22 protein-coding genes are annotated in these 24,521 nt (G+C 74.4%); 16 read left to right on the top strand and 6 right to left on the bottom strand.

Annotation, left to right across the window (positions count from 1 at the left end):
* Position 1: 1 nt before the first annotated feature.
* The 13 genes from murG (at position 2) to dnaE (ending at position 14,606) form a co-directional block, all read left to right on the top strand.
* Positions 2–1,108 carry an undecaprenyldiphospho-muramoylpentapeptide beta-N-acetylglucosaminyltransferase gene (gene murG / locus GD632_RS11005; RefSeq protein ID WP_193311454.1) on the top strand — a complete coding sequence of 369 codons (1,107 nt, stop codon included), beginning with the start codon at positions 2–4 and terminating at the stop codon, positions 1,106–1,108.
* Between the two features lie 35 nt (positions 1,109–1,143).
* Positions 1,144–2,466, top strand: a complete 1,323-nt coding sequence (murC, locus tag GD632_RS11000) for a UDP-N-acetylmuramate--L-alanine ligase (protein ID WP_193311453.1) — start codon at positions 1,144–1,146, stop codon at positions 2,464–2,466.
* Positions 2,463–3,362: a cell division protein FtsQ/DivIB gene (locus GD632_RS10995; RefSeq protein WP_152192059.1), complete on the top strand. Its 900-nt coding sequence runs from the start codon at positions 2,463–2,465 to the stop codon at positions 3,360–3,362. The genes murC and GD632_RS10995 overlap by 4 nt, the downstream gene beginning before the upstream one ends.
* Positions 3,363–3,761: 399 nt before the next feature.
* Positions 3,762–4,967, top strand: coding sequence for a cell division protein FtsZ (gene ftsZ / locus GD632_RS10990; protein ID WP_152192187.1), 1,206 nt, complete (start codon positions 3,762–3,764; stop codon positions 4,965–4,967).
* A gap of 6 nt (positions 4,968–4,973) precedes the next feature.
* A complete protein-coding gene (pgeF, locus tag GD632_RS10985; protein WP_152192057.1) occupies positions 4,974–5,726 on the top strand; it encodes a peptidoglycan editing factor PgeF in 753 nt (250 codons plus the stop codon).
* A 124-nt stretch (positions 5,727–5,850) separates the two neighbouring features.
* A complete protein-coding gene (locus GD632_RS10980; protein WP_152192185.1) occupies positions 5,851–6,324 on the top strand; it encodes a cell division protein SepF in 474 nt (157 codons plus the stop codon).
* 3 nt (positions 6,325–6,327) lie between these two features.
* Entirely contained in the window at positions 6,328–6,621 is a 294-nt protein-coding gene (locus GD632_RS10975; RefSeq protein ID WP_152192055.1) for a YggT family protein, read from the top strand.
* A 107-nt stretch (positions 6,622–6,728) separates the two neighbouring features.
* The gene (locus GD632_RS10970; protein ID WP_152192053.1) at positions 6,729–7,430 is read left to right on the top strand and encodes a DivIVA domain-containing protein; all 702 of its coding nucleotides are present in this window, start codon (positions 6,729–6,731) and stop codon (positions 7,428–7,430) included.
* A 64-nt stretch (positions 7,431–7,494) separates the two neighbouring features.
* Complete coding sequence (lspA, locus tag GD632_RS10965; RefSeq protein ID WP_152192051.1) at positions 7,495–8,361, top strand: signal peptidase II; 867 nt, start codon at positions 7,495–7,497, stop codon at positions 8,359–8,361.
* Positions 8,354–9,280, top strand: a complete 927-nt coding sequence (locus GD632_RS10960) for an RluA family pseudouridine synthase (protein WP_152192049.1) — start codon at positions 8,354–8,356, stop codon at positions 9,278–9,280. The genes lspA and GD632_RS10960 overlap by 8 nt, the downstream gene beginning before the upstream one ends.
* Complete coding sequence (locus tag GD632_RS10955; RefSeq protein ID WP_152192047.1) at positions 9,277–9,747, top strand: GNAT family N-acetyltransferase; 471 nt, start codon at positions 9,277–9,279, stop codon at positions 9,745–9,747. The genes GD632_RS10960 and GD632_RS10955 overlap by 4 nt, the downstream gene beginning before the upstream one ends.
* 27 nt (positions 9,748–9,774) lie before the next feature.
* Positions 9,775–10,950, top strand: a complete 1,176-nt coding sequence (locus GD632_RS10950) for an FAD-dependent monooxygenase (RefSeq protein WP_152192045.1) — start codon at positions 9,775–9,777, stop codon at positions 10,948–10,950.
* Positions 10,951–11,039: 89 nt separating this feature from the next.
* Positions 11,040–14,606, top strand: a complete 3,567-nt coding sequence (gene dnaE / locus GD632_RS10945; protein ID WP_152192043.1) for a DNA polymerase III subunit alpha — start codon at positions 11,040–11,042, stop codon at positions 14,604–14,606.
* Between the two features lie 57 nt (positions 14,607–14,663).
* On the opposite strand, the gene GD632_RS10940 is transcribed toward dnaE, so the two are convergent.
* The 4 genes from GD632_RS10940 to GD632_RS10925 form a co-directional block, all read right to left on the bottom strand.
* The gene (locus tag GD632_RS10940) at positions 14,664–15,524 is read right to left on the bottom strand and encodes an amino acid-binding protein (protein WP_152192041.1); all 861 of its coding nucleotides are present in this window, start codon (positions 15,522–15,524) and stop codon (positions 14,664–14,666) included.
* Positions 15,525–15,560: 36 nt separating this feature from the next.
* Positions 15,561–16,247: a hypothetical protein gene (locus GD632_RS10935; RefSeq protein ID WP_152192039.1), complete on the bottom strand. Its 687-nt coding sequence runs from the start codon at positions 16,245–16,247 to the stop codon at positions 15,561–15,563.
* 24 nt (positions 16,248–16,271) lie between these two features.
* On the bottom strand, positions 16,272–16,841 hold the full coding sequence (locus GD632_RS10930; RefSeq protein WP_152192037.1) for a biotin transporter BioY: 570 nt from the start codon (positions 16,839–16,841) through the stop codon (positions 16,272–16,274).
* Between the two features lie 99 nt (positions 16,842–16,940).
* Positions 16,941–17,165 (bottom strand): RNA-binding S4 domain-containing protein, encoded by a 225-nt coding sequence (locus tag GD632_RS10925; protein ID WP_152192034.1) that lies wholly within the window; start codon positions 17,163–17,165, stop codon positions 16,941–16,943.
* A gap of 72 nt (positions 17,166–17,237) precedes the next feature.
* Here GD632_RS10925 and hisD point away from each other — a divergent pair, with 72 nt between their 5' ends.
* Positions 17,238–18,566, top strand: coding sequence for a histidinol dehydrogenase (gene hisD, locus GD632_RS10920; protein ID WP_152192031.1), 1,329 nt, complete (start codon positions 17,238–17,240; stop codon positions 18,564–18,566).
* 160 nt (positions 18,567–18,726) lie between these two features.
* Positions 18,727–19,473 (top strand): SurA N-terminal domain-containing protein, encoded by a 747-nt coding sequence (locus GD632_RS10915; RefSeq protein WP_152192029.1) that lies wholly within the window; start codon positions 18,727–18,729, stop codon positions 19,471–19,473.
* Between the two features lie 4 nt (positions 19,474–19,477).
* Here the strand turns inward: GD632_RS10915 and GD632_RS10910 are convergent, their stop codons facing one another.
* Both GD632_RS10910 and GD632_RS10905 read right to left on the bottom strand, forming a co-directional pair.
* Positions 19,478–20,947, bottom strand: coding sequence for a gluconokinase (locus GD632_RS10910; RefSeq protein ID WP_152192027.1), 1,470 nt, complete (start codon positions 20,945–20,947; stop codon positions 19,478–19,480).
* Between the two features lie 44 nt (positions 20,948–20,991).
* The gene (locus GD632_RS10905) at positions 20,992–23,178 is read right to left on the bottom strand and encodes a RecQ family ATP-dependent DNA helicase (protein ID WP_152192025.1); all 2,187 of its coding nucleotides are present in this window, start codon (positions 23,176–23,178) and stop codon (positions 20,992–20,994) included.
* A 327-nt stretch (positions 23,179–23,505) separates the two neighbouring features.
* On the opposite strand from GD632_RS10905, the gene GD632_RS10900 reads away from it, so the two are divergent.
* On the top strand, positions 23,506–24,510 hold the full coding sequence (locus tag GD632_RS10900; RefSeq protein ID WP_152192022.1) for a siderophore ABC transporter substrate-binding protein: 1,005 nt from the start codon (positions 23,506–23,508) through the stop codon (positions 24,508–24,510).
* The last annotated feature ends 11 nt before the right edge of the window (positions 24,511–24,521 follow it).

Raw genomic sequence — 24,521 nt, 5'->3', positions numbered from 1 at the left:
GCTGCGTGCCCTCCTCGCCGGCGGTGGGACCGCCGGCCACGTCAACCCCCTGCTCGCCACCGCCAGCGCGCTCCAGGCGCTGCCCGGCGGCGCGGACATCACCGTGCTCGGCACCACCGCGGGCCTCGAGGCACGTCTTGTGCCCGACGCCGGACTGCCGCTGCGCCACGTCCCGCGCGTGCCGCTGCCGCGCCGCCCCTCCCCGGACCTCCTGCGCCTGCCGGGGCGGCTCGGCTCCGCGGTCCGCGCCGCGGCGGAGGCGATCACCGACTCCCGCGCGCAGGTCGTCGTCGGCTTCGGGGGGTACGTCGCCACCCCCGCCTACCTCGCCGCGCGGCGCCTGGGAGTGCCCGTCGTCGTCCACGAGCAGAACGCCCGGCCCGGTCTGGCCAACCGCCTCGGCGCCCGCTGGGCACGGCACGTCGCCGTGTCCTTCCCCGGGACGCCGTTCCCGCGGGCGGAGCTCACCGGCCTGCCGCTGCGCGCCGCCATCGCCGAGCTCGTCGCCGAGCGGGAGGCCGACGCCGTCGCCCGACGGATCGCCGGGGCCGCCGCCCTGGGCCTGGAGCCGCAGCGCACCACGCTCCTCGTCACCGGCGGCTCCCTCGGGGCGCAGCGCGTCAACGAGGCCGTCTCCGCCGGGGCCCGTGCCCTCACCGGCGCCGGCGTCCAGGTGCTCCACCTCACCGGGCAGGGCAAGGACGAGCCCGTCCGCGCCGCCACCGCCGGACTCCCCGGCTACCACGTGCGCCCCTACCTCGACGACATGGCCAGCGCCTACGCCGTCGCCGACCTCGTCCTCGCCCGCTCCGGGGCCGGCACGGTGAGCGAGCTCGCGGCCCTCGGCATCGGCGCGGTCTACGTCCCCCTGCCCATCGGCAACGGTGAGCAGCGCCGCAACGCGGCGGACGTCGTCGCCGCCGGCGGCGGGACCGTCGTCGCCGACGCCGAGCTCACCCCCGCCTACGTCACCGGGCCGCTCCTCGAGTTGCTCTCCGACCCCGGCTCCCTCGCCGCGATGGGTCGCGCCGCGGCGGGCGCGGGCATCCGCGACGGCGCCGCCCGGCTCGCCGAGCTCGTCGTCGACGCGGCGCGGGTGTCGCCGTGAGCCGCTACCACCTCATCGGTATCGGCGGGGCGGGCATGGCCCCGGTCGCCGAGCTGCTCGCCGCGCGGGGCCTGGAGGTCTCGGGCTCCGACGCGCGGGACAGCGCCACCCTCGAGCGCCTGCGCGGGCTGGGGGTCAGGGCCCACGCCGGGCACGACGCCGCCCAGGTGCCCGACGGCGCGACCGTCGTCGTCTCCACCGCGGTCCGCCCGGACAACCCCGAGCTCGTCCGCGCGCGGGAGCTCGGCCTGCCGGTGGTCCACCGCTCCGAGGCGCTCGTCGTCGCGTCGGGTGACCAGGACTTCGTCGCCGTGGCCGGTGCGCACGGCAAGACGACGACGTCGGCGATGCTCGCCGTCGCCCTCACCGAGGTGGGGGCCGACCCCAGCTACGCGATCGGGGGGCAGGTCGCCGGGCTCGGCACCGGCGCCCACCTCGGCACCGGACGCGCCTTCGTCGCCGAGGCCGACGAGTCCGACGGCTCCTTCCTCAACTACCGGCCCGCCGTCGCCGTCGTGACGAACGTCGAGCCGGACCACCTCGACCACTACGGCTCGCGCGAGGCCTTCGAGCAGGCCTTCGTCGACTTCGCCGGGCGGGTCACCGGGCTGCTCGTCGCCTGCGCGGACGACGACGGCGCGCTCCGCCTGGCCCGACGCGCCCCCGGCCGGGTGCTCACCTACGGCACCGGCGCGGCGCCGGGCCTGGGGGAGGGGCACGTGCGGATCACCGGCCTCGACGTCGGCGCCGTCGGCGCCTCCGCCACCCTCGAGCGCGCGGGCGAGCCGCCGGTGCGCCTGGAGCTCGCGGTCACCGGCGCCCACAACGTCCGCAACGCGACCGCCGCGTGGTGCGCGGGCGTCGCCCTCGGCGCGGACCCGCGGGCCCTGGCCGCCGCGCTCGGCGCCTTCCGCGGCACCGGACGGCGCTTCGAGGCGCGCGGGGAGGCCGCCGGCGTGCGTGTCGTCGACGACTACGCCCACCACCCCACGGAGGTCGCCGCCACGCTCGCCGCGGCGCGTCTCGCCGCGGGCGAGGGTCGCGTCGTCGTCCTCTTCCAGCCCCACCTGTACTCGCGCACGCAGGCCTTCGCCGCCGAGTTCGCCGCCGCGCTCGGCGCCGCGGACGAGGTCGTCGTCACCGACGTCTACGCCGCCCGGGAGGACCCGGTCGCGGGCGTGGACGGCTCCCTCATCACCGCCCTCGCCGACGGCGCACGGTACGTGGCCGACCGCCACGGGGCTGCGGCGGCCGTCGCCTCGCTCGCGCGCCCCGGTGACCTCGTCCTCACCATGGGCGCCGGGGACGTCACCGAGCTCGGGCCTCGAGTCCTGGCGCTCCTGGCGGAGCGGGCGTGAGGCCGCCGGCAGCGCCGCGCCAGCCGCGCCGCGGGCCGGACGCGGAGCAGCCGGCCCCGCCGCGGGACGCCGAGACCGCCGAGGTGGCGCCGGCGGCGGAGCCGGCCGAGCGGCGGCGCTGGCTGCCCGTGCGCCAGCAGCCCGACCCGAGCCTGCCGCAGCGTCCCGGGTTCCTCGAGCGCCTCGCCGAGCAGGCACGTGCGCGGCGTCGCCTGGCCTGGCGCAAGGTGCTCCTCGTCGTCGGCGTCCTCGCCGTCCTGGGTGGGATCGCCTGGGCGCTGCTCCTGTCCCCGCTGCTGGCGCTCGACGTCACCGAGGTCGCGGTCTCCGGCGTCGGCGAGGGGACGACCGTGCCCCGCGAGGAGGTCGTGGCACTCGTCGAGGAGCGCGCCGGCACGCCCCTGACCCGGCTCGACACCGGCGCCCTGGCCGACGACGTGCGCGCGATCACGACGGTGCGCTCGGTGACCGTGACGCGTGAGTGGCCGCGCGGCCTCGCCGTCGACGTCGTCCCGCGCGAGCCGGTGGCAGCCGCGACCGCCGAGGACGGGCTCGTCCTGCTCGACGCCGACGGCGTCGTCGTCGGCACCGCCCAGGAGACCCCGCAGGACCTGCCGCGGGTCACGGTGCCGCTGGAGGGGGCGCGGGCCGGGCAGACCCTGAGCGCGGTGCTCTCCGTCCTCGCCGAGCTGCCCCCGGACCTGCGCGCCGAGGTCGACACCGCCGGCGCGGTCAACCCGGCCTCCATCAGGCTCGAGCTCACCGACGGCGCGGAGGTCCTGTGGGGCAGCGTGGAGGAGTCCGAGCTCAAGGCCGCGGTCCTCGCCGTGCTCCGCGAGCGGGAGGCCTCCGTCTACGACGTCACCGTCCCCCGTGCCCCCACCCTCTCCGACTGACCCCGCCCTTCCCGCGCCGACAGCCGACTTCCCGCCGACAGCCGACTTTCCGCCGAGAGTCGACTTGCCGCCGAGAGTCGACTTGCCGCGGTCGATGAGTTGTCGCCGGTGGGCGACAAGTCGGCTGTCGGCGGTAAGTCGCTGTGGGTGACAAGTCGGCTGTCGGCGGTAAGTCGGCTGTGGGTGACAAGTCGGCTGTGGGTGACAAGTCGGCTCTCGGCGGTAAGTCGGCTGTGGGCGGGGTTGGGGGAGATCGCGTGCGACACACCCACGGAGGTCGTTGCCGGGGGACCGGTCGGCACCTAGCGTTCCGGGTGCGCAAGAATGACATAAGTCTAACGCTCAACTAGAGGTTGAGGGTTGGCCGAGGACCAGCAGCAGACAAGTGAGGGGGCCGACGTGGCGGCACCGCAGAACTACCTAGCAGTGATCAAGGTGGTGGGCATCGGAGGCGGCGGTGTCAACGCCGTCAACCGGATGATCGAGGTCGGGTTGAAGGGCGTGGAGTTCATCGCCGTCAACACCGACGCACAGGCGCTGCTCATGAGCGACGCCGACGTCAAGCTCGACGTCGGCCGTGAGCTCACGCGTGGGCTCGGCGCGGGCGCGGACCCCGAGGTCGGCAAGAAGGCCGCCGAGGACCACGCCGAGGAGATCGAGGAGGTGCTGCGCGGGGCGGACATGGTGTTCGTCACCGCCGGCGAGGGTGGTGGCACCGGCACCGGTGGCGCTCCCGTCGTCGCGCGGATCGCACGCTCGCTCGGCGCCCTGACCATCGGCGTCGTCACGCGTCCCTTCACCTTCGAGGGGCGTCGTCGCTCCACCCAGGCCGAGGCCGGGATCGAGGCGCTGCGCGCCGAGGTCGACACGCTCATCGTCATCCCCAACGACCGCCTGCTGTCGATCTCCGACCGCAACGTGTCGGTGCTGGACGCCTTCAAGAGCGCCGACCAGGTCCTCCTGTCCGGTGTCCAGGGCATCACCGACCTCATCACCACCCCGGGTCTCATCAACCTCGACTTCGCCGACGTGAAGTCCGTCATGCAGGGCGCCGGCAGCGCGCTCATGGGTATCGGCTCGGCGCGCGGTGAGGACCGGGCGGTCCAGGCCGCCGAGCTGGCGATCTCCTCCCCGCTCCTCGAGGCGAGCATCGACGGCGCCTACGGCGTCCTGCTCTCGATCCAGGGTGGCAGCGACCTCGGGCTCTTCGAGATCCACGAGGCCGCCCGCCTCGTCCAGGAGGCCGCCCACCCCGAGGCGAACATCATCTTCGGCAACGTCATCGACGACGCCCTCGGCGACGAGGTGCGCGTCACGGTCATCGCGGCGGGCTTCGACGACCCCGCCACGAAGGCGCCGGCCCCGGTCGCCCCGCCGCGCCGCGCCGCGGCTCCGGTCACGCTCCCGAGCGCGCCCAGCGCCCCGGAGCCGCCCGTCGCCGCGAGCCCGGAGCCGGTCCGCCAGGAGCAGCCCGCCGAGCCGGTGCCCGCCTACGCGGGCAGCGAGGGTGAGCGTCGCGGTCTGGAGGTGCCCCGGGTCTTCGACGAGGAGCCCGTGCGCGCCCGCCGCGAGGAGGACCTCGACATCCCCGACTTCCTGCGCTGACGAGCGGTGCTCGAGCCCGCCCCCGTCCCCCCCGGCGGGGGGGGGGCATCCCCCCCGCGCGCGGGTGGCGTCTCCGGGGGCCGCTCCGCGGCCGCCGACGGCAGCGGGGGTCTCAACCTCGGTCTGCACGTCCAGGACGACGAGGACCGGGTCCTGGTCAACCGCGAGCTCCTGGGCCGGCAGCTCGGCTCCCGGGTCGCGTGGATGGACCAGCGGCACACCGCCCGCGTGCAGGTCGTCACCCGGGAGCCGGGCGACGGCCGGACCGCCGAGGGGGAGTGCGACGCCCTCGTCGGGCGGCGCAGCGGCCCCCGGACCCCGGCGATCGCCGTCATGGTCGCCGACTGCGTCCCGCTGCTGCTCGCCACCCTCGACGGTGGCCTCGTCGCCGCCGTCCACGTCGGTCGCCAGGGCCTGGCCGACGGCGTCGTCCCCGCCACCCTCGCCACGCTCGCCCGCGAGGGGGCCGCGGTGCCCGACCTCTACGCCGCCCTCGGACCGAGCATCTGCGGCCGCTGCTACGAGGTGCCGGCCGACCTGCGGGCGGAGGTGGCCGCCGTCGTCCCCGCCGCGTCCGGCACGACGGCGTGGGGCACCCCGGCCCTCGACATCCCCGCCGGCGTGGTCGCCCAGCTCACCGCCGCGGGTGTGCGCCGCGTGCAGCGCACGGCCGCGTGCACCCGCGAGGACGAACGGTTCTACTCCTTCCGGCGCGACGGCGTGACCGGCCGCTTCGTCGGTGTCGTCCGCCCCGCCTGAGGACGCGGGAGAACCCGGGGACGACACGCCGCACGTCGGTGCGCGGAGTGGGCACGCGCCTGGTCTAGCGTCACGACAAGGAGCGGCACGAGGTGTGATCGCAGAACTCGAGACGGGAGCAGTCATGGCCGGAGCACTGCGCAAGACGATGGCGTACCTCGGACTGTCCGAGGACGAGAGGGACTACGTCGACGAGCTCGACGTCCCCCGCCACGAGGAGCCGGCGGCCGCCGAGGCCCGCCCCGAGCGCGAGGAGCCGCGGGCCCAGGTCACGCCGATGCGCGTGGTGCCCGCCCCGGAGCCGGTCGAGCACGACCTGCGCCGCATCAGCACGGTGCACCCCGCCACCTACAACGAGGCCCGGGTCATCGGCGAGGCGTTCCGCGACGGCACCCCCGTCATCATGAACCTCACCGGTATGAGCGAGACCGAGGCCAAGCGCATGGTCGACTTCTCCGCCGGTCTCGTCTTCGGCCTGCACGGCTCGATCGAGCGGGTCACCAACCGGGTGTTCCTGCTGTCCCCGGCCAGCGTCGAGGTGGCCACCGACTTGGGGCAGCCCGAGACCGGCCCCGGCCGCCTGTTCAACCAGAGCTGAGACGTGCAGCTCGTCTTCTCGATCGTCTACCTGCTCCTCCTGCTCTACCTCGTCGTCCTCATCGGGCGGCTGGTCCTGGACTGGGTGCAGGTGTTCTCCCGTGACTGGCGGCCGCGAGGTGTGCTCCTCGTCCTCGCCGAGCTCGTGTACACGCTCACCGACCCGCCCCTGAACTGGTTGCGCCGCTACATCCCGCCGCTCCGACTGGGACCCGTGGCGCTCGACCTGGGGTTCATCATCCTGTTCCTCGGCGTGAGCATCGCGATGCGCGTGGCCGCTTCCTGGTCACTCGCGTGACGCATGTGAACCCCGTGACGTGCTGGCTCTAGTAACGTTCCGCTAACGTGGACCCGTGAGACGCGCGACGCTCACGACCGAACGACTGACTTACTGAGGTGACGACTATGGCGCTGCTCACAGCAGACGACGTGCTGAACAAGAAGTTTCAGCCGACGAAGTTCCGGGAGGGCTACGACCAGGATGAGGTCGACGACTTTCTGGACGAGGTCGTCAACACGCTGAGCACGCTCAGCAACGAGAACGAGGAGCTCAAGGCGAAGCTCGCGGCCGCCGAGCGCCGCGTCGCCGAGCTGAGCAGCGGCGAGCAGCCCACGGCCGTCGCCGCGGCACCGGAGCCGCAGCCCGAGCCGGAGCCCGAGCCCCAGCCGGAGCCCGAGCCCGAGCCCGAGCCAGAGCCGCAGCCCTCCTTCGCGCCGCCGGCCGCGGCCGCGGCCCCGACGCCAGCCGAGAGCGTCACCGAGAACGCCGACGAGCCGACGTCGGCCACCGGCATGCTCGCCCTCGCCCAGCGCGTGCACGACGAGTACGTCAACAACGGCAAGCAGGAGGGTGAGCGCATCCTCCACGAGGCCCGCACCGAGGCGGACCGCATCGTCCGCGAGGCCGAGGACACGCACAACCGCACCCTGGCCCAGCTCGAGCAGGAGCGTTCGCTCCTCGAGCGCAAGATCGACGAGCTGCGCGTCTTCGAGCGCGACTACCGCACGCGCCTGAAGAGCTACCTCGAGTCGCTCCTGTCGGACGTCGAGGGGCGCGGCAACGTCTCCGGGCGTGGTGACTCCGGCTCGGCACAGTTCGGTCGCTGAGCGTGACACGACGGCGGCGGCCCAGCGGGCCGCCGCCGTCGTCGCATGTCAAGGAAGGGAACGCATGACCCAGCAGCAGCGGGGCAGACGCGGGATGGTCATCGTCCTCGTCGCCCTGGCCCTCGGCATCGCCGGCATCGACCAGGCGACGAAGTACCTCGCCGAGGAGCGGCTGACGCAGGGGGTGTACGTCCCGCTCGTCAGCGATCTTCTCGGCTGGCAGCTCATCTACAACCCGGGCGCCGCCTTCTCCTTCGCCACCGGCATGACGTGGATCTTCACGATCATCACGCTCGTCGTGGTCGTCGTCGTCCTCCGGGTCGCGCGGCGCCTGCGCTCGGCCGCGTGGGCGCTGGCCCTGGGGATGCTGCTCGGCGGCGCCCTCGGCAACCTCTACGACCGGCTGCTGCGGGAGCCCGGCTTCGCCCGCGGCCACGTCGTCGACTTCATCAACTACAACGGCTGGTTCGTCGGCAACGTCGCCGACATCGCCATCGTCCTCGCCGCCGGCCTCATCGCCGTCCTCGCGCTGCTCGGCATCGAGGTGGACGGCACCCGCGTCGTCACCCGCCGCGAGGACGACGACCCCGCGGCGGCCGCCGACGACGACGCCGAGCCGGTGAGCGAGGAGCCGCTGGTCGACGAGAGGGACTTCTCCCCGGAGGTGCCACGCGCCACCGACGACGACGGCGTGGACGTCGCCACCTGGGTGAGCGGCGCGGGCTCCGCGTCCGTCACCCCCACGCCGGCCGGTGAGGCACCGTCCTCCGCTCCGATCACCCCCGCGTGGACCGCGGTGCGGCCGGCCGAGGAGACGGCCGCTGGCGAAGGCGCGACGTCCGGCGAGGGCACCGAGCCCACCGAGGCGCCCCGGCGGCACCCGCGCAGCCGGCGCGAGATCCGGCTGACGACCTCCGACGACGATGCCTGAGACCCGCTCCCTGCCGGTCCCCGACGGCCTCGCCGGGGAGCGTGTCGACGCCGCCCTGGCGCGGCTCCTGGGCCTGTCCCGCACCCGCGCCGCCGAGCTGGCCGCCGAGGGCGGGGTCGTGCTCGACGGCCGCACCCTCGCCAAGTCCGACCGTCTCGTCGCCGGCGGGTGGCTCGAGGTCACCCTCCCCGACGCCCCGTCGGCGCCGCCGCCCGAGCCCGTGGCCGGCCTGGTGGTCGTCCACGAGGACGACGACGTCGTCGTCGTCGACAAGCCCGTCGGGGTGGCCGCCCACGCCAGCCCGGGCTGGCAGGGCCCCACCGTCGTCGGGAGCCTCCACGCCGCCGGCTACCGGGTGTCGACGTCCGGGGCGGCCGAGCGGCAGGGCATCGTCCACCGGCTCGACGTCGGCACCTCCGGGCTCATGGTCGTGGCCAAGTCCGAGCTCGCCTACACCGTCCTCAAGCGCGCCTTCAAGGAGCGCACGGTCGAGAAGGTCTACCACGCCCTCGTCCAGGGCCACATGGACCCCTTCGCCGGGACCATCGACGCCCCGGTGGGACGCGACCCGCGGCACGACTACCGCTTCGCCGTCGTCGCCGACGGCAAGCCCGCCGTCACGCACTACGAGACGCTCGAGGCGATGTCCGGGGCGTCCCTCCTCGAGATCCACCTCGAGACCGGCCGCACCCACCAGATCCGGGTGCACACCTCCGCCGTGCGCCACCCCTGCCTCGGGGACACGACGTACGGCGCCGACCCGGTCCTCGCCCAGCGGCTGGGGCTCACCCGGCAGTGGCTGCACGCGGTGCGCCTCGGCTTCGCCCACCCGCGCGACGGCAGGCAGCTCGTCGTGACGAGCGAGTACCCGCAGGACCTCGCCGCCGCGCTCGAGATGGTGCGGGAGGGACGCCGGTGAGCGTGGTCGTGCGCACCGTGACCACCCGTGAGGAGCTCGAGGCCGCCTGGCGGGTGCGCTTCGCCGTCTTCGTCGACGAGCAGGGCGTGCCCGCGGACATCGAGGTGGACGAGCTCGACGAGGACCCGACCACCACCCACGTGCTCGCCGTCGACGAGGCCACCGGGGAGGTGCTCGGCACCGGGCGGCTGCTGCTCGACGCGCCGGGCCACGTCCACCTCGGGCGGCTGGCCGTCCACGCGGTGGCCCGGGGCCGCGGCGTCGGAGCCCGGCTCGTCACCGCGCTGGCGGACATCGCCCTCGAGCGGCACGCCGCGGGCGAGCCGCCCGCCGTCGAGGTCGTGCTCAGCGCCCAGGAGTCGGCAATGGGCTTCTACGAGCGGCTCGGCTTCTCCGTCGTGTCCGGCGAGCGGTACCTCGACGCCGCGATCTGGCACCAGGACATGGCCCGCACCCTCACCGGTTGAGCGAGCCGAGGACCGAGAGGAGTCGTCGTGGTCGCACGCACCGGGGTCGTCGTCGGTGGCGGCATCGGCGGGCTCGCCGCAGCGATCGCGCTGCGGCGCGCGGGCTGGGACGTGACCGTGCTGGAACGCTCCGCCGAGGGCGGGGAGATCGGCGCGGGCCTCACCATCATGGCGAACGGGCAGCGGGCGCTGCGCGAGCTCGGCCTCGCCGCGGCCGTCGGCGCCTCAGCCGTGCCCCAGGGCGGTGGCGGGGTCCGTGACCGCTCAGGGCGCTGGCTCGCGCGGGTCGACGGCGCCGCCCTGGAACGGGAGCTCGGCACCTCGGTCATCGGGATCCACCGCGAGCAGCTGCACCGGGTGCTCCGCGCGGCGCTGCCCGCCGGCGCACTCGTCACGGGCGCCGAGGTCGTCGACGTCACCGCTGGACCACCCGCGTCGGTGACCGTCGTCCGTGACGGGCAGCGGCACACGGTCACCGCGGAGCTCGTCGTCGGGGCCGACGGCATCAGGTCGGCCGTGCGTCGCCGGCTCTGGCCCGCCCACCCGGGCCCGGCCCACACGGGCGTGACGGCCTGGCGCTCGGTGACCGCGGACCGGTGGCCGCTCGACCTCGTCGGTGCCGTCACGTGGGGCCCGGGCACGGAGTTCGGCACGGTGCCGCTGGTGGACGGGCGGGTCTACTGGTTCGCGGCCGTCGCCGGCGCCCCCGTCGGGCACCGGTTCGCCGACGAGGCCGGCCACCTGTGGGCGCGCTTCGCCGGCTGGCACGCCCCGATCCCCGAGCTCCTCGCCGCCACCGAGCCGGGCGCCGTGCTGCGCCACGACCTGCACCACCTCGCCGTGCCGCTGCCCGGCTACGTCACCGGCGCTGTCGCCCTGCTCGGGGACGCCGCCCACGCCATGACGCCGAACCTCGGGCAGGGCGCGGCGCAGGCACTGGAGGACGCCGTCGTGCTCGGGCGAGCGCTGGCCCGCTACGACGACGACGTCCCCACCGCGCTCCGCGTCTACGACCGCACCCGGCGGCCGCGGTCACAGGCGGTGGCCCGGGCCTCCCGCTGGAGCGGCCGGTTCGGGCACGAGCTGCGCTCCGCGCCGCTCGTCGCGGTGCGTGACCTGCTGGTGCGGGCCACCCCCGCGGCCGTTGCACTGTCGTCGCTGGCGCGGTTCGCCCACTGGGAGCCGGAGCTGGTCGAGGCCTGACCCGGACAGGCGGCGGCGACACGCCGAGCGACCTGGATCTCCCCTCGGGGTGGCCGGTCCTGTCGGTCCCGCGACCTAGACTGGCGGGCATGGCTGCTGGAGGATCCGACAACTTCACCCACCTCCACGTGCACACCGAGTACTCGATGCTCGACGGTGCCTCCAAGGTCGACGAGCTGCTGGGCGAGGCCGCCCGGATGGGTCAGCCCGCGCTGGCGATCACCGACCACGGCTACCTCTTCGGGGCCTTCGACTTCTGGTCCAGCGCCCAGAAGCACGGCGTCAAGCCGATCATCGGCCTCGAGGCCTACGTCACGCCCGGCACCTCGCGCTTCGACAAGTCGCGGGTGCGCTGGGGCGAGGAGCACCAGGCCAAGGACGACGTCTCCGCCCGCGGCTCCTACACCCACATGACGCTGCTGGCCCGCAACAACCAGGGCATGAACAACCTCTTCCGGCTCGGTTCGCGCGCCTCCATCGAGGGGCAGATGGGCAAGTGGCCGCGGATGGACCGCGAGCTCATCTCCACCCACGCCGACGGCCTCATCGCCACCACCGGCTGCCCGTCGGGTGAGGTGCAGACCCGCATCCGCCTCGGCCAGTACGACGAGGCGCTGCGCGCCGCCCGCGAGCTCCAGGACATCTTCGGCCGCGAGAACTACTACGTCGAGCTCATGGACCACGGCCTGGACATCGAGCGCCGGGTCGTCACCGACCTCCTGCGCCTGGCCAAGGACATCGGCGCGCCGCTGCTGGCCACCAACGACTCCCACTACACGCGCCCGGACGACGCCCGCACCCATGAGGTCATGCTCGCCCTCCAGTCGGGCAGCAAGCTCACCGAGCCGAGCTACGACCAGGGCGGCAGCCGCTTCGCCTTCACCGGTGACACCTACTACCTGCGCCCCGCGGCCGAGATGCGCGAGGTCTTCCGCGACCTCCCCGAGGCCTGCGACAACACCCTGCTCGTCGCCGAGCAGTGCGACGTCACCTTCCGGACCGCCGCCGACGGCGCGAACTACATGCCCCGCTTCCCCGTGCCCGCGGGGGAGGACGAGCACTCGTGGTTCGTCAAGGAGGTGGAGAAGGGCCTGAACTACCGCTACCCCGACGGCGTGCCCGACCACGTCGAGAAGCAGGCGCGGTACGAGGTCGAGGTCATCACCCAGATGGGCTTCCCCGGGTACTTCCTCGTCGTCGCCGACTTCATCAACTGGGCCAAGTCGCAGGGCATCCGCGTCGGCCCCGGCCGTGGCTCCGGTGCCGGCTCCATGGTCGCCTACGCGCTGCGCATCACCGACCTCGACCCCCTCGTCCACGGCCTCATCTTCGAGCGGTTCCTCAACCCCGACCGCGTCTCGATGCCCGACTTCGACGTCGACTTCGACGAGCGCCGGCGCGGTGAGGTCATCCGCTACGTCACCGAGAAGTACGGCGACGACCGCGTGGCCCAGGTCGTCACCTACGGCACCATCAAGGCCAAGCAGGCCCTCAAGGACTCCGCGCGCGTCCTGGACTTCCCCTTCCAGATGGGGGAGAAGCTCACCAAGGCCATGCCGCCGTCGGTCATGGGCAAGGACATCACGCTCGCGGGCATCTTCGACCCGCGTGACAAGCGCTACGCCGAGGCCGAGGAGTTCCGCCAGCTCCACGCCGCGGACCCCGACGCCCAGGCCGTCGTCGAGACCGCCCAGGGCCTGGAGGGCATCAAGCGGCAGTGGGGCGTGCACGCCTGCGCCGTCATCATGTCCAGCGAGCCGCTCCAGGACGTCATCCCCGTCATGCTGCGCCCCCAGGACGGCGCGATCATCACGCAGTTCGACTACCCGCAGTGCGAGAACCTCGGGCTGCTCAAGATGGACTTCCTCGGCCTGCGCAACCTCACCGTCATCGACGACGCCCTGGAGAACATCGAGCGGAACGGCAAGCAGGCGCCCGACCTCGAGCGCCTGCCGCTGGACGACCCCCTCACCTACGCCATGCTCGGGCGCGGGGACACCCTGGGCGTGTTCCAGCTCGACGGCGCCGGCATGCGCACCCTGCTGCGCCTCATGCGCCCGGACAACTTCGAGGACATCTCCGCCGTCGGCGCGCTGTACCGGCCCGGCCCGATGGGCGCGAACTCCCACACGAACTACGCGCTGCGCAAGACCGGCCAGCAGCAGATCGAGCCCATCCACCCCGAGCTCGAGGAGCCGCTCGCCGACATCCTCGGCACCACCTACGGCCTGATCGTCTACCAGGAGCAGGTGATGGCGATCGCGCAGAAGGTCGCCGGGTACACGCTCGGTCAGGCCGACCTGCTGCGCCGCGCCATGGGCAAGAAGAAGAAGGCCGAGCTGGACAAGCAGTTCGCCAGCTTCGAGGCCGGCATGCTCGAGCGCGGCTACTCCCCGGCCGCGGTCAAGACGCTGTGGGACATCCTCCTGCCCTTCTCCGACTACGCCTTCAACAAGGCGCACTCGGCGGCGTACGGGATCATCTCCTACTGGACCGCGTACCTGAAGGCGAACTTCCCCACGGAGTTCATGGCCGCCCTGCTCACCTCCACGCAGGTGAACAAGGACCGCCTGGGGCTGTACCTCGGCGAGGCCCGGCACATGGGCATCAGCGTGCTGTCGCCGGACGTCAACACCTCGGTGGGGTCCTTCGCGGCCGTCGGGGAGGAGATCCGCTTCGGTCTCGCCGCCGTCCGCAACGTCGGCGCGAACGTCGTCGAGGCGATCATCACCACGCGCGAGGAGAAGGGGGAGTTCACCTCCTTCCAGGACTTCCTCGACAAGGTGCCCGCGGTCGTGTGCAACAAGCGCACCATCGAGTCGCTCATCAAGGCCGGGGCCTTCGACTCCCTGGGCCAGACCCGCCGCGCCCTCCTCGCCCGCCACGAGGAGGCCATCGACATGGTCATCGACGTCAAGCGCAACGAGGCGGTCGGCCAGTTCGACCTCTTCGCCGGGCTGGGCGGCGACGGCGGCGCGGGCGGCGCCGGCTTCACCATCGACATCCCCGACCTGCCCGAGTGGGACAAGCCGGAGAAGCTTGCCTTCGAGCGCCAGATGCTCGGGCTGTACGTCTCGGACCACCCGCTGTTCGGGTTGGAGCACGTGCTGCAGCGGGCGGCGGACGTCTCGATCGCCACGCTGCTCACCGACGAGACCCGGTCCGACGGCTCCACCGTCACCATCGCCGGGCTCGTCACCTCCCTGCAGCGGAAGATGACGAAGAACGGCAACCCGTGGGCGATCGCCACCGTCGAGGACCTCGAGGGCGCGATCGAGGTGCTGTTCTTCCCGCAGACCTACTCGACGGTCTCGACCATGCTCGCCGACGACTCGATCATCACGGTCAAGGGCCGCCTCAACCGGCGCGACGACATCCCGACGATCTACGCCTCGGAGATGACCCTGCCGGACGTCTCCCAGGCCACCGACGGACCGGTCCAGCTCACGCTGGCCGCCAACCGGTGCACGGCGCCGCTCGTCGAACGTCTCAAGGGCATCCTCACCGACCACCCGGGCAGCTCGGAGGTGCGGCTGCGCCTCACCAGCCCCGGCCGGTCGACGACCATGCGCCTGGAGGACAGCTTCCGCGTCGAGCCCTCCACGGCCCTCTTCGGTGACCTCAAGACCCTCCTCGGCCCCGGCTGCCTCGTGTAGCGGTCCCCACGGCAGGGTGCCCGGGAGGCGTGGCCTCGGCCGACCTCGCCACCGGGCTCAACGGTCGGCGTGACCGGACACCCCGCCCAGGCCGGTGAGCCGGACGCCGTCGACGAGCTCGGCCAGCTCGGCGAGGCGGTGCGCCCGGGCGGACTCGGCGAGCGTGAACGGCTGCCCCGCCCGGGCGAGCACGACCGCACCGCGCCAGCCGGCGTGGACCTTCATCCGCGTGGCGTCGCCGGACAGGTGGGAGGTCGGGTCGCCGGGCCCGCCGTCGACCACCTCCGCGTCCAGGAGGTCGGCGACGGCCTCGGGGAGCTCGTGCGGCGCCTCCGCGACGCGCAGGGCCGTGCACAGCGCCCGGGTCGGGCTGTCGACGAGGGCGAGCGCCGTCGTCGGCCACACCTGCGGGTCACGGCCCCCGCCGTCCTCGACCGCCTCGACGAGGTCGCGGGCGGTGATCCACTCGGGGACGTCGACGACGAACTCGTCGACCACGCCGTCGCTGCCCGGGTGCACGTGCACGCTGAGGATGTTCCCCTCGAGCAGGCGCAGCTGGCGCGTGACCGCCTCCAGGGAGCCCGGGGTGTCCCGGACCGTGGTGCGCAGGCGCCACAGCGAGCCGGCCGAGTCGAGCCGGCGGTGCTCACGGAGGACCGGGGCGTGCAGCCAGCGTCGCAGGAGGCGCATGATCGAGGGCTCGGCGACCCAGACGGCCAGCGCCGTCGCGGTGGCCGTGAGCACGAGGACCTTGGCGAGGACGGGCAGCCCGCTCCCGACGACCGCCGCGTGCACCGCGAGCTCCACCGGGAGCAGGGCGAGGATGCTGGCCGCCGTCAGGCGTCCCTTGCGCGGCTCGGGAAGGCGTCCGCAGACCTCGCAGGTGAGGTCGGCCGTCCGGTCGTCGTGGTGTGCCATGGGCCCAGCATCGTCCTGCGCCGTTCCGGGAACGTTTCAGGCAGGCAACCGTCGTGTGAACCCTGCGGCCAGCTCGTGCACGGCGCGGGCGACGCCCGCCGGGTCGGTGAGGAGGCCGAGGTGGCCCAGGGGCAGGGTGCGGGTGGGCCAGCCCAGGGACCGCGCCTGCCGGCGCTCGTCGGCGTAGGTGTCGCCGAAGGCGAGGTAGGCGCCCCGCACGCCGTCGGTCCACCCGGCGGGCACCGCGACGGTCCCGTCGAGGTAGGACAGCGGGACCCGCGGCGTCGCGGCGTGGACGGCGGCGTGGCTGCGCGAGGTGGGGAAGAGCGCCCGCACGTCCTCCGCGGGCCACCACTCGGTCCAGCGTGGGAGCAGGCCGTCGGTCGCCTGCTCGGCGAGGGCGCCGCGGAGCGCGGCCGGCACCACGGGGTGGTGGCCGCCCGCCGGCGCGGGCAGCGCCGCGTCGACGAGGACGGCACCGCCCACGGCGCGCTGCGCCGCCAGGGCGGGGACGTACAGGCCCGCGTTGGAGTGCGCGACGACGACGTCCCAGCCCCGGCCCGCGAGCGCGGCCTCGTACGCGGCGAGGGCCCGGGCCGGGTCCGGGGCCTCGGCCACGCCGACGACGGCGGTCACCGACCCGAGGAGCTCGAGCTCGCGGGCCAGCGGCTCGAGCACGAGGGCGGGCAGGAAGACGCTCCCGAGGAGCGCGACCCGCAGCACGCGCTGCCCTCCGCCCGGGGTGGCTCAGTCCCGGCGGCCCAGCAGCCGCCAGGTGGCGGGCAGGAGACCTGCGGCGGCCGCGGCCTTGAGGACGTCGCCGAGGAGGAAGGGGAGGACGCCCAGCACGAGCGCCTCACCGAGGCCGACCCCGAGGCTCACCATGAGCCACGGCACGCCGCCGGCGTAGACGGCGAGGGTGGCCAGGGCGGCGGCACCGGCCATCGCGAGCGGGCTGCGGTCCGCGCGGCGGCGGGCCAGCGCGCCGACGATCCCGGCGGCCAGGACGTAGCCGATGACGTAGCCGAAGGACGCCGTGTGCCACCCCGAGGACTGCTCGGCGAACCACGGCACGCCGGCCACGCCCGCCACGAGGTAGAGCACCATGCTCAGTGCCCCGCGCACCGGTCCGAGCGAGGCACCCACGAGGAGGACGGCGAAGGTGCCGAGCGACAGGGGGACGGGTGTGAAGGGCAGCGGCACGACCACCTGGGACAGGACGCCGGTGACGGCGGCGCCGGCGGCGACGAGTGACGCGTCCCGGACGAGGCCGGCGGGCAGCGAGTCGGCGAGGACAGCGGGGGTGGTCGTGGTCATGACTTACCTCTCGTGGGGGAACACCGGCCACGCTAACGAGTGGCCGGTGCGGGGCGGGGTGCGGACCCGCACAGATTCGGGGCGGTGGGTCTGTAGCGGTCAGCCGACGACGGCGACGAGCACCCCGCCCGGCGTGCTCACCTCGACGCGGGCTCCCGCGGCGAGCTGTCGCCCGCGGCGTGTCTCGACGACGCCGTCGACGCTCACCTCGCCCTCGGCGATGAGCTCGCGGGCGTGCGCGCCGGACTCGGCGAGCGAGGCGAGCTTGAGGAACTGCCCGAGCCGGATCTCCCCGTCGACGGGCACGACGTTCTGCGCTTCCATGGCACCGATCATGCCCTGTCGTGGGCTGGACGGCCCCCACCGCGCCCCGCCGCGCGTCATACGATCGGACACATGCTCCGGCGAATCGACCTCCGCGCCACCGACCTGACCCCCGACGCCCTCGTCGACGTGTTGCCGCGCGCCACGCTCGACGTCGAGGCCGCCATGGCCCAGGTGCTCCCGATCATCGAGGACGTCCGCGCCCGTGGCGGCGCCGCGCTGCGCGATCTCGCCGAGCGTCTCGACGGCGTGCGGCCCGCGCACCTGCGGGTGCCGGCCGAGGCGCTGGCCGAGGCGCTCGAGGGGCTGGACCCGCAGGTGCGCGAGGCCCTGGAGCTGTCGATCGCCCACAACCGCGCCGGTCACACCGCCCAGCTCCCCACGGAGAGGGACACGGAGATCCTGCCCGGCGGCCACGTCCGCCAGCGCTGGGTGCCGGTGCGCCGGGTCGGCCTCTATGTGCCCGGCGGCCTGGCGGTCTACCCCTCGAGCGTCGTGATGAACGTCGTCGCCGCGCAGGTGGCCGGCGTGCGCTCGCTGGCGGTCGCGAGCCCGCCGCAGCGGGCCTTCGGCGGCCTGCCCCACCCGACGATCCTCGCGGCCTGCGCGCTGCTCGGCGTCGAGGAGGTCTATGCCGTCGGCGGCGCCCAGGCCGTGGGCATGCTCGCCCACGGTGCCGCGGGGGAGGCGGGCACCGCCGACGCGCCGCGGCTGTGCGCGCCGGTCGACGTCGTCACCGGCCCCGGAAACATCTTCGTCGCCGCCGCCAAGCGCGCCGTCATGGGCCGGGTGGGCATCGACGCCGAGGCCGGCACCACCGAGATCGCCGTCCTCGCCGACGGGGGCGCGGACCCGCGGTTCGTCGCGGCGGACCTCATCTCCCAGGCCGAGCACGACCCCGCCGCCGCCTCCGTCCTCGTCACCGACAGCGTGGGGCTGGCCGACGCCGTCGACGCCGAGATCGAGCGGCAGGTCGCGGCGACGACGCACGCCGAGCGGGTGCGCACCGCGCTCACCGGCCCGCAGTCGGGCACCGTGCTCGTCACGGACCTCGAGCACGGGATCGCGGTGTGTGACGCCTACGGGGCCGAGCACCTCGAGGTCCAGACCGCGGGCGCCGCAGCCGTCGCCGAGCGGATCCGTAACGCGGGCGCGATCTTCGTCGGCCCCTACAGCCCGGTGCCGCTGGGTGACTACCTCGCGGGGTCCAACCACGTCCTGCCGACCGGAGGCACGGCCCGCTTCGCCTCGGGGCTCAGCGTCATGGCCTTCCTCAAGCCGGTCCAGGTCATCGAGTACGACGACGCCGCGCTGCGGAAGGTCGCCGGGCCGCTGCGTGCGCTGGCGGTCTCCGAGGACCTCCCCGCCCACGCCGACGCCGTCGACGTCCGGCTCGGCTGACGCGTTCGCCGAGAGCGCAGCCGGGTGGGGCACCGGCGGCAACTCGGCTGTCGGCGGTGACCGGGCGGGCGGGTGGCACCGGGGCGCTCGGCGGGCGGCACTTGCGTGGGGGGCGGTGCGGCGCGCACGCTGGACCCTCGTCTCCGGAGAGGAACCCCCCATGCGAACCAAGGTTGCCGTGGCGACCGCTGCCCTCCTGCTGGCCGTGACGGCCTGCGGATCGGGCGACGACGACGCCGACCAGACCGCGGAGACGACCGCGCCCGCCGCTGAGGAGAGCGCGGCCCCGGAGTCCCCGACGCCTCCCGCGCCGGACCTCGAGGGCCTGCCGGACGTCGTCGCCGAGGTCGACGGCACCGAGGTCACCCTGGAGGAGTTCACCCAGGTGTACGAGGGCCAGCTCCAGCAGGCGTTCATGCAGTCGCAGATGACGGGCGAGGAGGTCGACCAGGAGGCCCTCAAGCAGCGCACCGCGGAGGGCCTGGTCGACACCGAGCTGCTCCTGGCCGAGGCCGAGGCCCGTGAGATCGCCCCCACGCAGGAGGAGATCGACGCCGCGGCCGAGGAGATCGCCGCCTCCAGCGGCCTCGGGTCGGCCGACGAGCTCTTCACCGCCCTCGAGGAGCAGGGGCTGGGCCGCGAGGAGGCCGTCGCCCAGATCGAGGAGCAGACGGTGCTCGAGCAGCTCTTCGCCGACGAGGCCGGGGAGTTCACCCCCTCGGAGGAGGACGCGCGCGAGCTCTACGACTCCGCCGCCGAGCAGGGCGGGGCCGAGGGCGAGCTGCCCGCGTTCGAGGAGGTGCGCCCGCAGATCGAGGCGCAGCTCGCGCAGGAGCACGAGAGCGAGGCCGTCCAGGCGCTCCTCGAGCAGCTGCGCGGTGACGCGGACATCTCCTACCACCTGTGAGCGGTCAGCCCACCACGGCGGAGTAGAGCGCGGCGAAGCGCTCGGCGCGCTCGGCGTAGTAGTCGGCGCGGGCGGCCACCGGCTCGACGGTCGCCGCCGTGGTGGGCGCCGCCCGCTCCGTCCCGGGCGCCAGCGTCTCCAGCGCGAGCAGCGCGGTCCCGTGGAGGGTCGAGCGCTTGATCGTCACCGGCGTCACCGGCACGCCGGTGGCGTCCGCGAGGAGCTGGAGCAGGTGGGGCAGCGCCTGGCTCATCCGGCCGCTCGCGAGGATCTGCTCGGGCACCGGCGCCACCCGGGTGAGCTCGGTGATGACCCTGCCGTAGCTGAGGGCCACGCCCTCGAGCATGCCGCGCGCGATCGCCGCGGGCGTCGTGGCGGCCGACAGGCCGGCGACGACGGCGCGCGCGTCGGCGGCCCACCCGGTGCTGCGTTCACCGGTGAGGAAGGGCAGCGCCAGCGGCGTCGCCGGGTCCACGTCGGCGGCGAGCACGGCGTCGAGGTCGACGTCGTCCAGCCGCAGCGTCGCCTCCAGCCAGCTCGCGCCGCGCCCGACGTCATTGAGGGCACCGCCGAGCAGGGCGTGCTCGGCGTCCACCCGGTAGGCCCACAGGCCCGAGGGCAGCTCGGGCACCTCGGCCGGGACGCGCACCCGCACGGCGCCGCTCGTCGCGAAGGACGCGACGACGGTGCGCGCGTCGGTCGCCCCCGTCCCGATGTTCGCGGCCAGGCCGTCGGTGACGACCGGGAACCACGCCGCCCCCGCCAGCGCGGGCCAGCGCGTCGTCACACCGGTGAGCGGGTGGTCGGGGTGGTGGACGGGCGACAGGGTCTCGGTGGAGATGCCCGCGACGGCGAGCATCCGCGGGTCCCACGTGCCGGTGAGGCGGTCGAGGAGCCCGGACCAGGCCGCCGCGGACGTGCCGACGGCGGTGGCCCCGGTGAGGCGCAGGACGACGAGCTCGCCGAGGGTCATCCAGCGGGCGACCTCGTCGAACAGTCGGGGCTCGGTCTCCCTCAGCCAGCGCAAGCGCGCGGGCAGGTAGCTCGAGTGCAGGCGCGTGCCCGTGCGCTGCTGCACCTCGGCCTCGTCGAGCTCGGCGCGCAGCGCCGCCACCTGGGGCCCGCAGCGGGAGTCGGCGTAGGTGTAGCACGGGGTGAGCGGCTCGCCCGCGGCGTCGACGCCGACGAGCGAGGAGGCGAAGGTGTCCAGCGCGACCCCCGCGATGCGGCCCGCGAGCTCGGGGCGGGCGAGCGCGTCGACGATCGCGGCGACCTCGTCGACCACCCGGAGGGGGTCGATGACCGAGGTGCCGTCGGTGGCCGTCGTGAAGGCGTGCGGCACCTTGTGCCGCAGCCCGGCGACCGGCAGCCCGCGGGCGTCGTAGAGCCCGCCGCGGCTCGCCGTCGAGCCGACGTCCACGGCCAGCACGAGGGGGTCGACGGCGTCGCTGAGGTCAACGGTGAACGAGCGCATGGTTCCTCCGGTCGGCTGCGCCCGATCGTACGGTGGCGCACCGCTCAGCGCTGGGCGAGGACGAAGGGGTGCACGGCCCCGGCCCCCGCCTGCCGCAGCAGCCGAGCCGCCACGGTGAGCGTCCAGCCGGAGTCGGTGACGTCGTCGACCAGGAGCACCGAGCGGCCCGGCAGGCCCGCGAGCGTGGCGTCACCGAGCTCCAGGCGCAGCCGCTGGTGGACGCCGGCCAGCCGGGTGGCGGAGTTGACGTCGTGGCGGCCGGGCGGGCGGCTCGGGTCGGGGGCGACGGCGCCGACGAGCGGCACCCGGGCGAGGTGCGCGACACCCCGGGCGAGGTGGTCGAGGAGCTGCGGCCGGGTGGCGGAGGAGACGACGACGACGCCCTCGACCTGGCGCCCGGCCTCGCCGACCGCGGCGAGCTGGTCGGTGAGCACCCGTTCGACGGCGCCACGCAGACCCGCGGGCAGCTCACCGTCGTGGCCGCCGCGCGCCTCCCGGCCGGCGGGCCGGTCCGGTGACGGCTCGAGCATCTCGCGCAGCGCGGCGGACCAGCCGAGCCCGTCCAGGCGCGCGACCGCGCGGCCGGGCTGCGCCTGCTCGTCGGCGGGGATGCGTCCCTGCAGCGGGACACCCACCGCCGCCATGCCGGTGGGCCACTGCTTGCGGGGCGCGACGTCCACCCCCGGCCGGTCGAGCACGGCCCGTGCCTGCGCGAGCCGCCCCTCGTCCACCGTGGCGTCGAGGTCGAGGCCACCGCACAGGTCACAGCGCCCGCAGCGCCAGCCCTCCGCGAGGTCCGGGTCGGACAGCTGGGCGCGCAGGAAGGCCATCCGGCACTGCCCGGCACCGAGGCCGACGTAGGCAACCATGGCCTGCTGCTCGCGCTCGCGGGCGGCGTCGACGCGGGCGTAGCGCTCGGCGTCGTACTCCCACGGCTGACCCGTGGTGCGCCACCCTCCGGCGACCCGCTCGACGGCGCCGTCGACGTCGAGGACCTTGAGCATCGTCTCCAGCCGGGTGCGGCGCAGGTCGACGAGCGGCTCGAGGCGGACGGTGGACAGCGGCTCCTCACCGAGGGAGGCGAGCACCTCACGCACCGCCCGCTCCGGCGGGAAGGCGAGGGAACCGAAGTAGGCCCAGATGTCGCGGTCCTCCGGGCCCGGCAGGAGCACGACGTCGGCGCGGTCGACGCCGCGGCCGGCGCGCCCCACCTGCTGGTAGTAGGCGATGGGGGAGGAGGGGGCACCGAGGTGGACGACGAAGGCGAGGTCGGGCTTGTCGAAGCCCATGCCGAGGGCGGAGGTCGCGACGAGGGCCCGGAGCCGGTTGGCCCGCAGGTCCTCCTCGAGCTGCTCGCGGCGCGCCGGCTCGGTCCGTCCGGTGTAGGACTCGACCTCCAGGCCCGCCGCGCGGAGCTGCTCGGCGACCTGCTCCGCCTGGGCGACGGTGAGGGTGTAGACGATGCCCGACCCCCGCCAGGTGGCCATCCGCTCGGCGAGCCAGGCCACCCGCTGCGCCTGGTCCGGGAGGCGCAGCACGCCCATCCGCAGTGACTCGCGGTCCAGGGAGCCGCGCAGGACGAGGACGTCGTCGTCGTCACCGGTGCCGAGCTGCTCGGCGACGTCGGCACTGACGCGGTCGTTGGCGGTGGCGGTGGTGGCGAGCACCGGGACGCCGGCCGGCAGGTCCTCGAGCAGGGTACGGATGCGGCGGTAGTCGGGGCGGAAGTCGTGGCCCCAGTCGGAGATGCAGTGGGCCTCGTCGACGACGACGAGACCGGCCGTGGCCGCCAGCTGCGGCAGCACCTCGCTGCGGAAGCCGGGGTTGTTGAGCCGTTCCGGGGAGCACAGGACGACGTCGACCTCGCCCGCGGAGATGGCCGCGTGGACCGACTCCCACTCGGTGACGTTCGCGGAGTTGACGGTGACGGCACGGATCCCCGCGCGGGAGGCGGCGGCGATCTGGTCGCGCATGAGCGCGAGCAGCGGGGAGACGATGACGGTGGGCCCGGCCGGCGGGCGGCCCTCGCCCCCCGCGCGGAGCAGGGCGGTGGCGACGAAGTACACCGCCGACTTGCCCCAGCCGGTGCGCTGGACCACCAGGGCACGCCGGCGGTGCACGACGAGCGCCTCGATCGCCCGCCACTGGTCCGCCCGCAGGCGGGCGTCGGGCCGTCCCACAAGAGCCTGGAGCGCGGCCTGCGCCCTCGCCTCGGTCGTCACTGTGTCCATGTCGCCTCCCGGTCCCTACGCTCCCACGGCCCACCGACAGCTGCGGCCACGCCCGAGCGCACCGAGTCCCAGGGACGCCTCAGCGCCCGGCGCGAGGAGCGCGACGGGCGGTGAGGTACCTCACAACCGGGCGGATTTCGGCAACCGTCCGACTCCGCGCCGATCGGCAGCGCGCCGCGGACTTCGCTCCTCCCTTGGCATGAATTACGCAACGACCCCGGTACGAAATAGGGCGAGGGGCTTGTAGGTAAGGCTCACCTCACCAGTAGATTGACCTCGGCCGGCCCGGCGCCACCGGCCGCCACAGACCACGAGCGAAGGACACCCATGAGCATCGTTTCCCCGCTTCGCCGCCCGGCGCGCCTCGCCGGGGCGGCAGCCGTCGCCGCCCTGGCGCTGGCTGCCTGCGGCCAGGCCGACGGCGCCCCCGAGGCCGACGCCGCCGACGAGAGCGCGACGACCGTCGAGGTCGAGGACAACAACGGCACGCAGACGATCACCACGCCGCCGCGGTCGGTCGTCGCGACCGACAACCGGACCTTCGAGACCCTCGCCGCGTGGGACGTCGAGCTGAGCGCCGCCGCCGTCGCGCTCATGCCCGACACCATCCCCTACACGCAGGACGAGTCGATCGTCGACCTCGGCAACCACCGCGAGCCCGACCTCGAGGCCGTCGTCGCCGCCGAGCCGGACCTCATCATCAACGGCCAGCGCTTCGCCGACTACCACGACGACTTCGTCTCGCTCGCCCCGGGGGCCGTCGTCCTCGAGCTCGACCCGCGCGACGGGGAGCCCTTCACCGACGAGCTCAAGCGCCAGACCACCGTGCTGGGCGAGATCTTCGGCAAGCAGGCCGAGGCCGAGCAGCTGAACGCCGACCTCGACGCCGCGATCGAGCGTGCCCGCGCCGCCTACGACCCGACCGACAGCGTGATGGCCGTCATCACCTCCGGCGGGGAGATCGGCTACTCCGCCCCCGGCAACGGCCGGACGCTGGGGCCGGTCTTCGACGTCCTGGGCCTCACCCCGGCCCTCGACGTCCCCGAGGCGAGCGAGGACCACCAGGGTGACGACATCTCCGTCGAGGCCATCGCCGACTCCAACCCCGACTGGATCCTCGTCATGGACCGTGACGCGGCCGTCGCCGCGGACGACCCGGAGTACGCGCCGGCCGCCGAGGTCCTCGAGGCCTCCCAGGCGCTGAACGGCGTCACCGCGATCCAGGAGGACCGGCTCGTCTACATGCCCGCGGACACGTACACGAACGAGGGCATCCAGACCTACACCGAGTTCTTCACCACCCTGGCCGACGCCTTCGAGGCCGCGCGCTGACACCGCCCCAC

Origin of the sequence: Georgenia satyanarayanai (assembly GCF_009193135.1) — a bacterium.
Classification (GTDB): Bacteria; Actinomycetota; Actinomycetes; order Actinomycetales; family Actinomycetaceae; genus Oceanitalea; species Oceanitalea satyanarayanai.
The sequence above is the reverse complement of the archived record's forward strand: the minus strand, read 5'-3'. Positions and strand labels throughout refer to the sequence as shown.

What these genes read in the sequence shown, in the direction of transcription:
- GD632_RS10910 (WP_152192027.1), bottom strand. Translation starts at nt 20,947, where the DNA reads ATGCGCTCGTTCACCGTTGACCTCAGCGACGCCGTCGACCCCCTCGTG.
- GD632_RS10980 (WP_152192185.1), top strand. Translation starts at nt 5,851, where the DNA reads ATGGCCGGAGCACTGCGCAAGACGATGGCGTACCTCGGACTGTCCGAG.
- GD632_RS10915 (WP_152192029.1), top strand. Translation starts at nt 18,727, where the DNA reads ATGCGAACCAAGGTTGCCGTGGCGACCGCTGCCCTCCTGCTGGCCGTG.
- lspA (WP_152192051.1), top strand. Translation starts at nt 7,495, where the DNA reads ATGACCCAGCAGCAGCGGGGCAGACGCGGGATGGTCATCGTCCTCGTC.
- GD632_RS10930 (WP_152192037.1), bottom strand. Translation starts at nt 16,841, where the DNA reads ATGACCACGACCACCCCCGCTGTCCTCGCCGACTCGCTGCCCGCCGGC.
- GD632_RS10900 (WP_152192022.1), top strand. Translation starts at nt 23,506, where the DNA reads ATGAGCATCGTTTCCCCGCTTCGCCGCCCGGCGCGCCTCGCCGGGGCG.
- dnaE (WP_152192043.1), top strand. Translation starts at nt 11,040, where the DNA reads ATGGCTGCTGGAGGATCCGACAACTTCACCCACCTCCACGTGCACACC.
- GD632_RS10905 (WP_152192025.1), bottom strand. Translation starts at nt 23,178, where the DNA reads ATGGACACAGTGACGACCGAGGCGAGGGCGCAGGCCGCGCTCCAGGCT.
- GD632_RS10970 (WP_152192053.1), top strand. Translation starts at nt 6,729, where the DNA reads ATGGCGCTGCTCACAGCAGACGACGTGCTGAACAAGAAGTTTCAGCCG.
- murC (WP_193311453.1), top strand. Translation starts at nt 1,144, where the DNA reads ATGGCCCCGGTCGCCGAGCTGCTCGCCGCGCGGGGCCTGGAGGTCTCG.
- GD632_RS10925 (WP_152192034.1), bottom strand. Translation starts at nt 17,165, where the DNA reads ATGGAAGCGCAGAACGTCGTGCCCGTCGACGGGGAGATCCGGCTCGGG.
- hisD (WP_152192031.1), top strand. Translation starts at nt 17,238, where the DNA reads ATGCTCCGGCGAATCGACCTCCGCGCCACCGACCTGACCCCCGACGCC.
- GD632_RS10960 (WP_152192049.1), top strand. Translation starts at nt 8,354, where the DNA reads ATGCCTGAGACCCGCTCCCTGCCGGTCCCCGACGGCCTCGCCGGGGAG.
- GD632_RS10940 (WP_152192041.1), bottom strand. Translation starts at nt 15,524, where the DNA reads ATGGCACACCACGACGACCGGACGGCCGACCTCACCTGCGAGGTCTGC.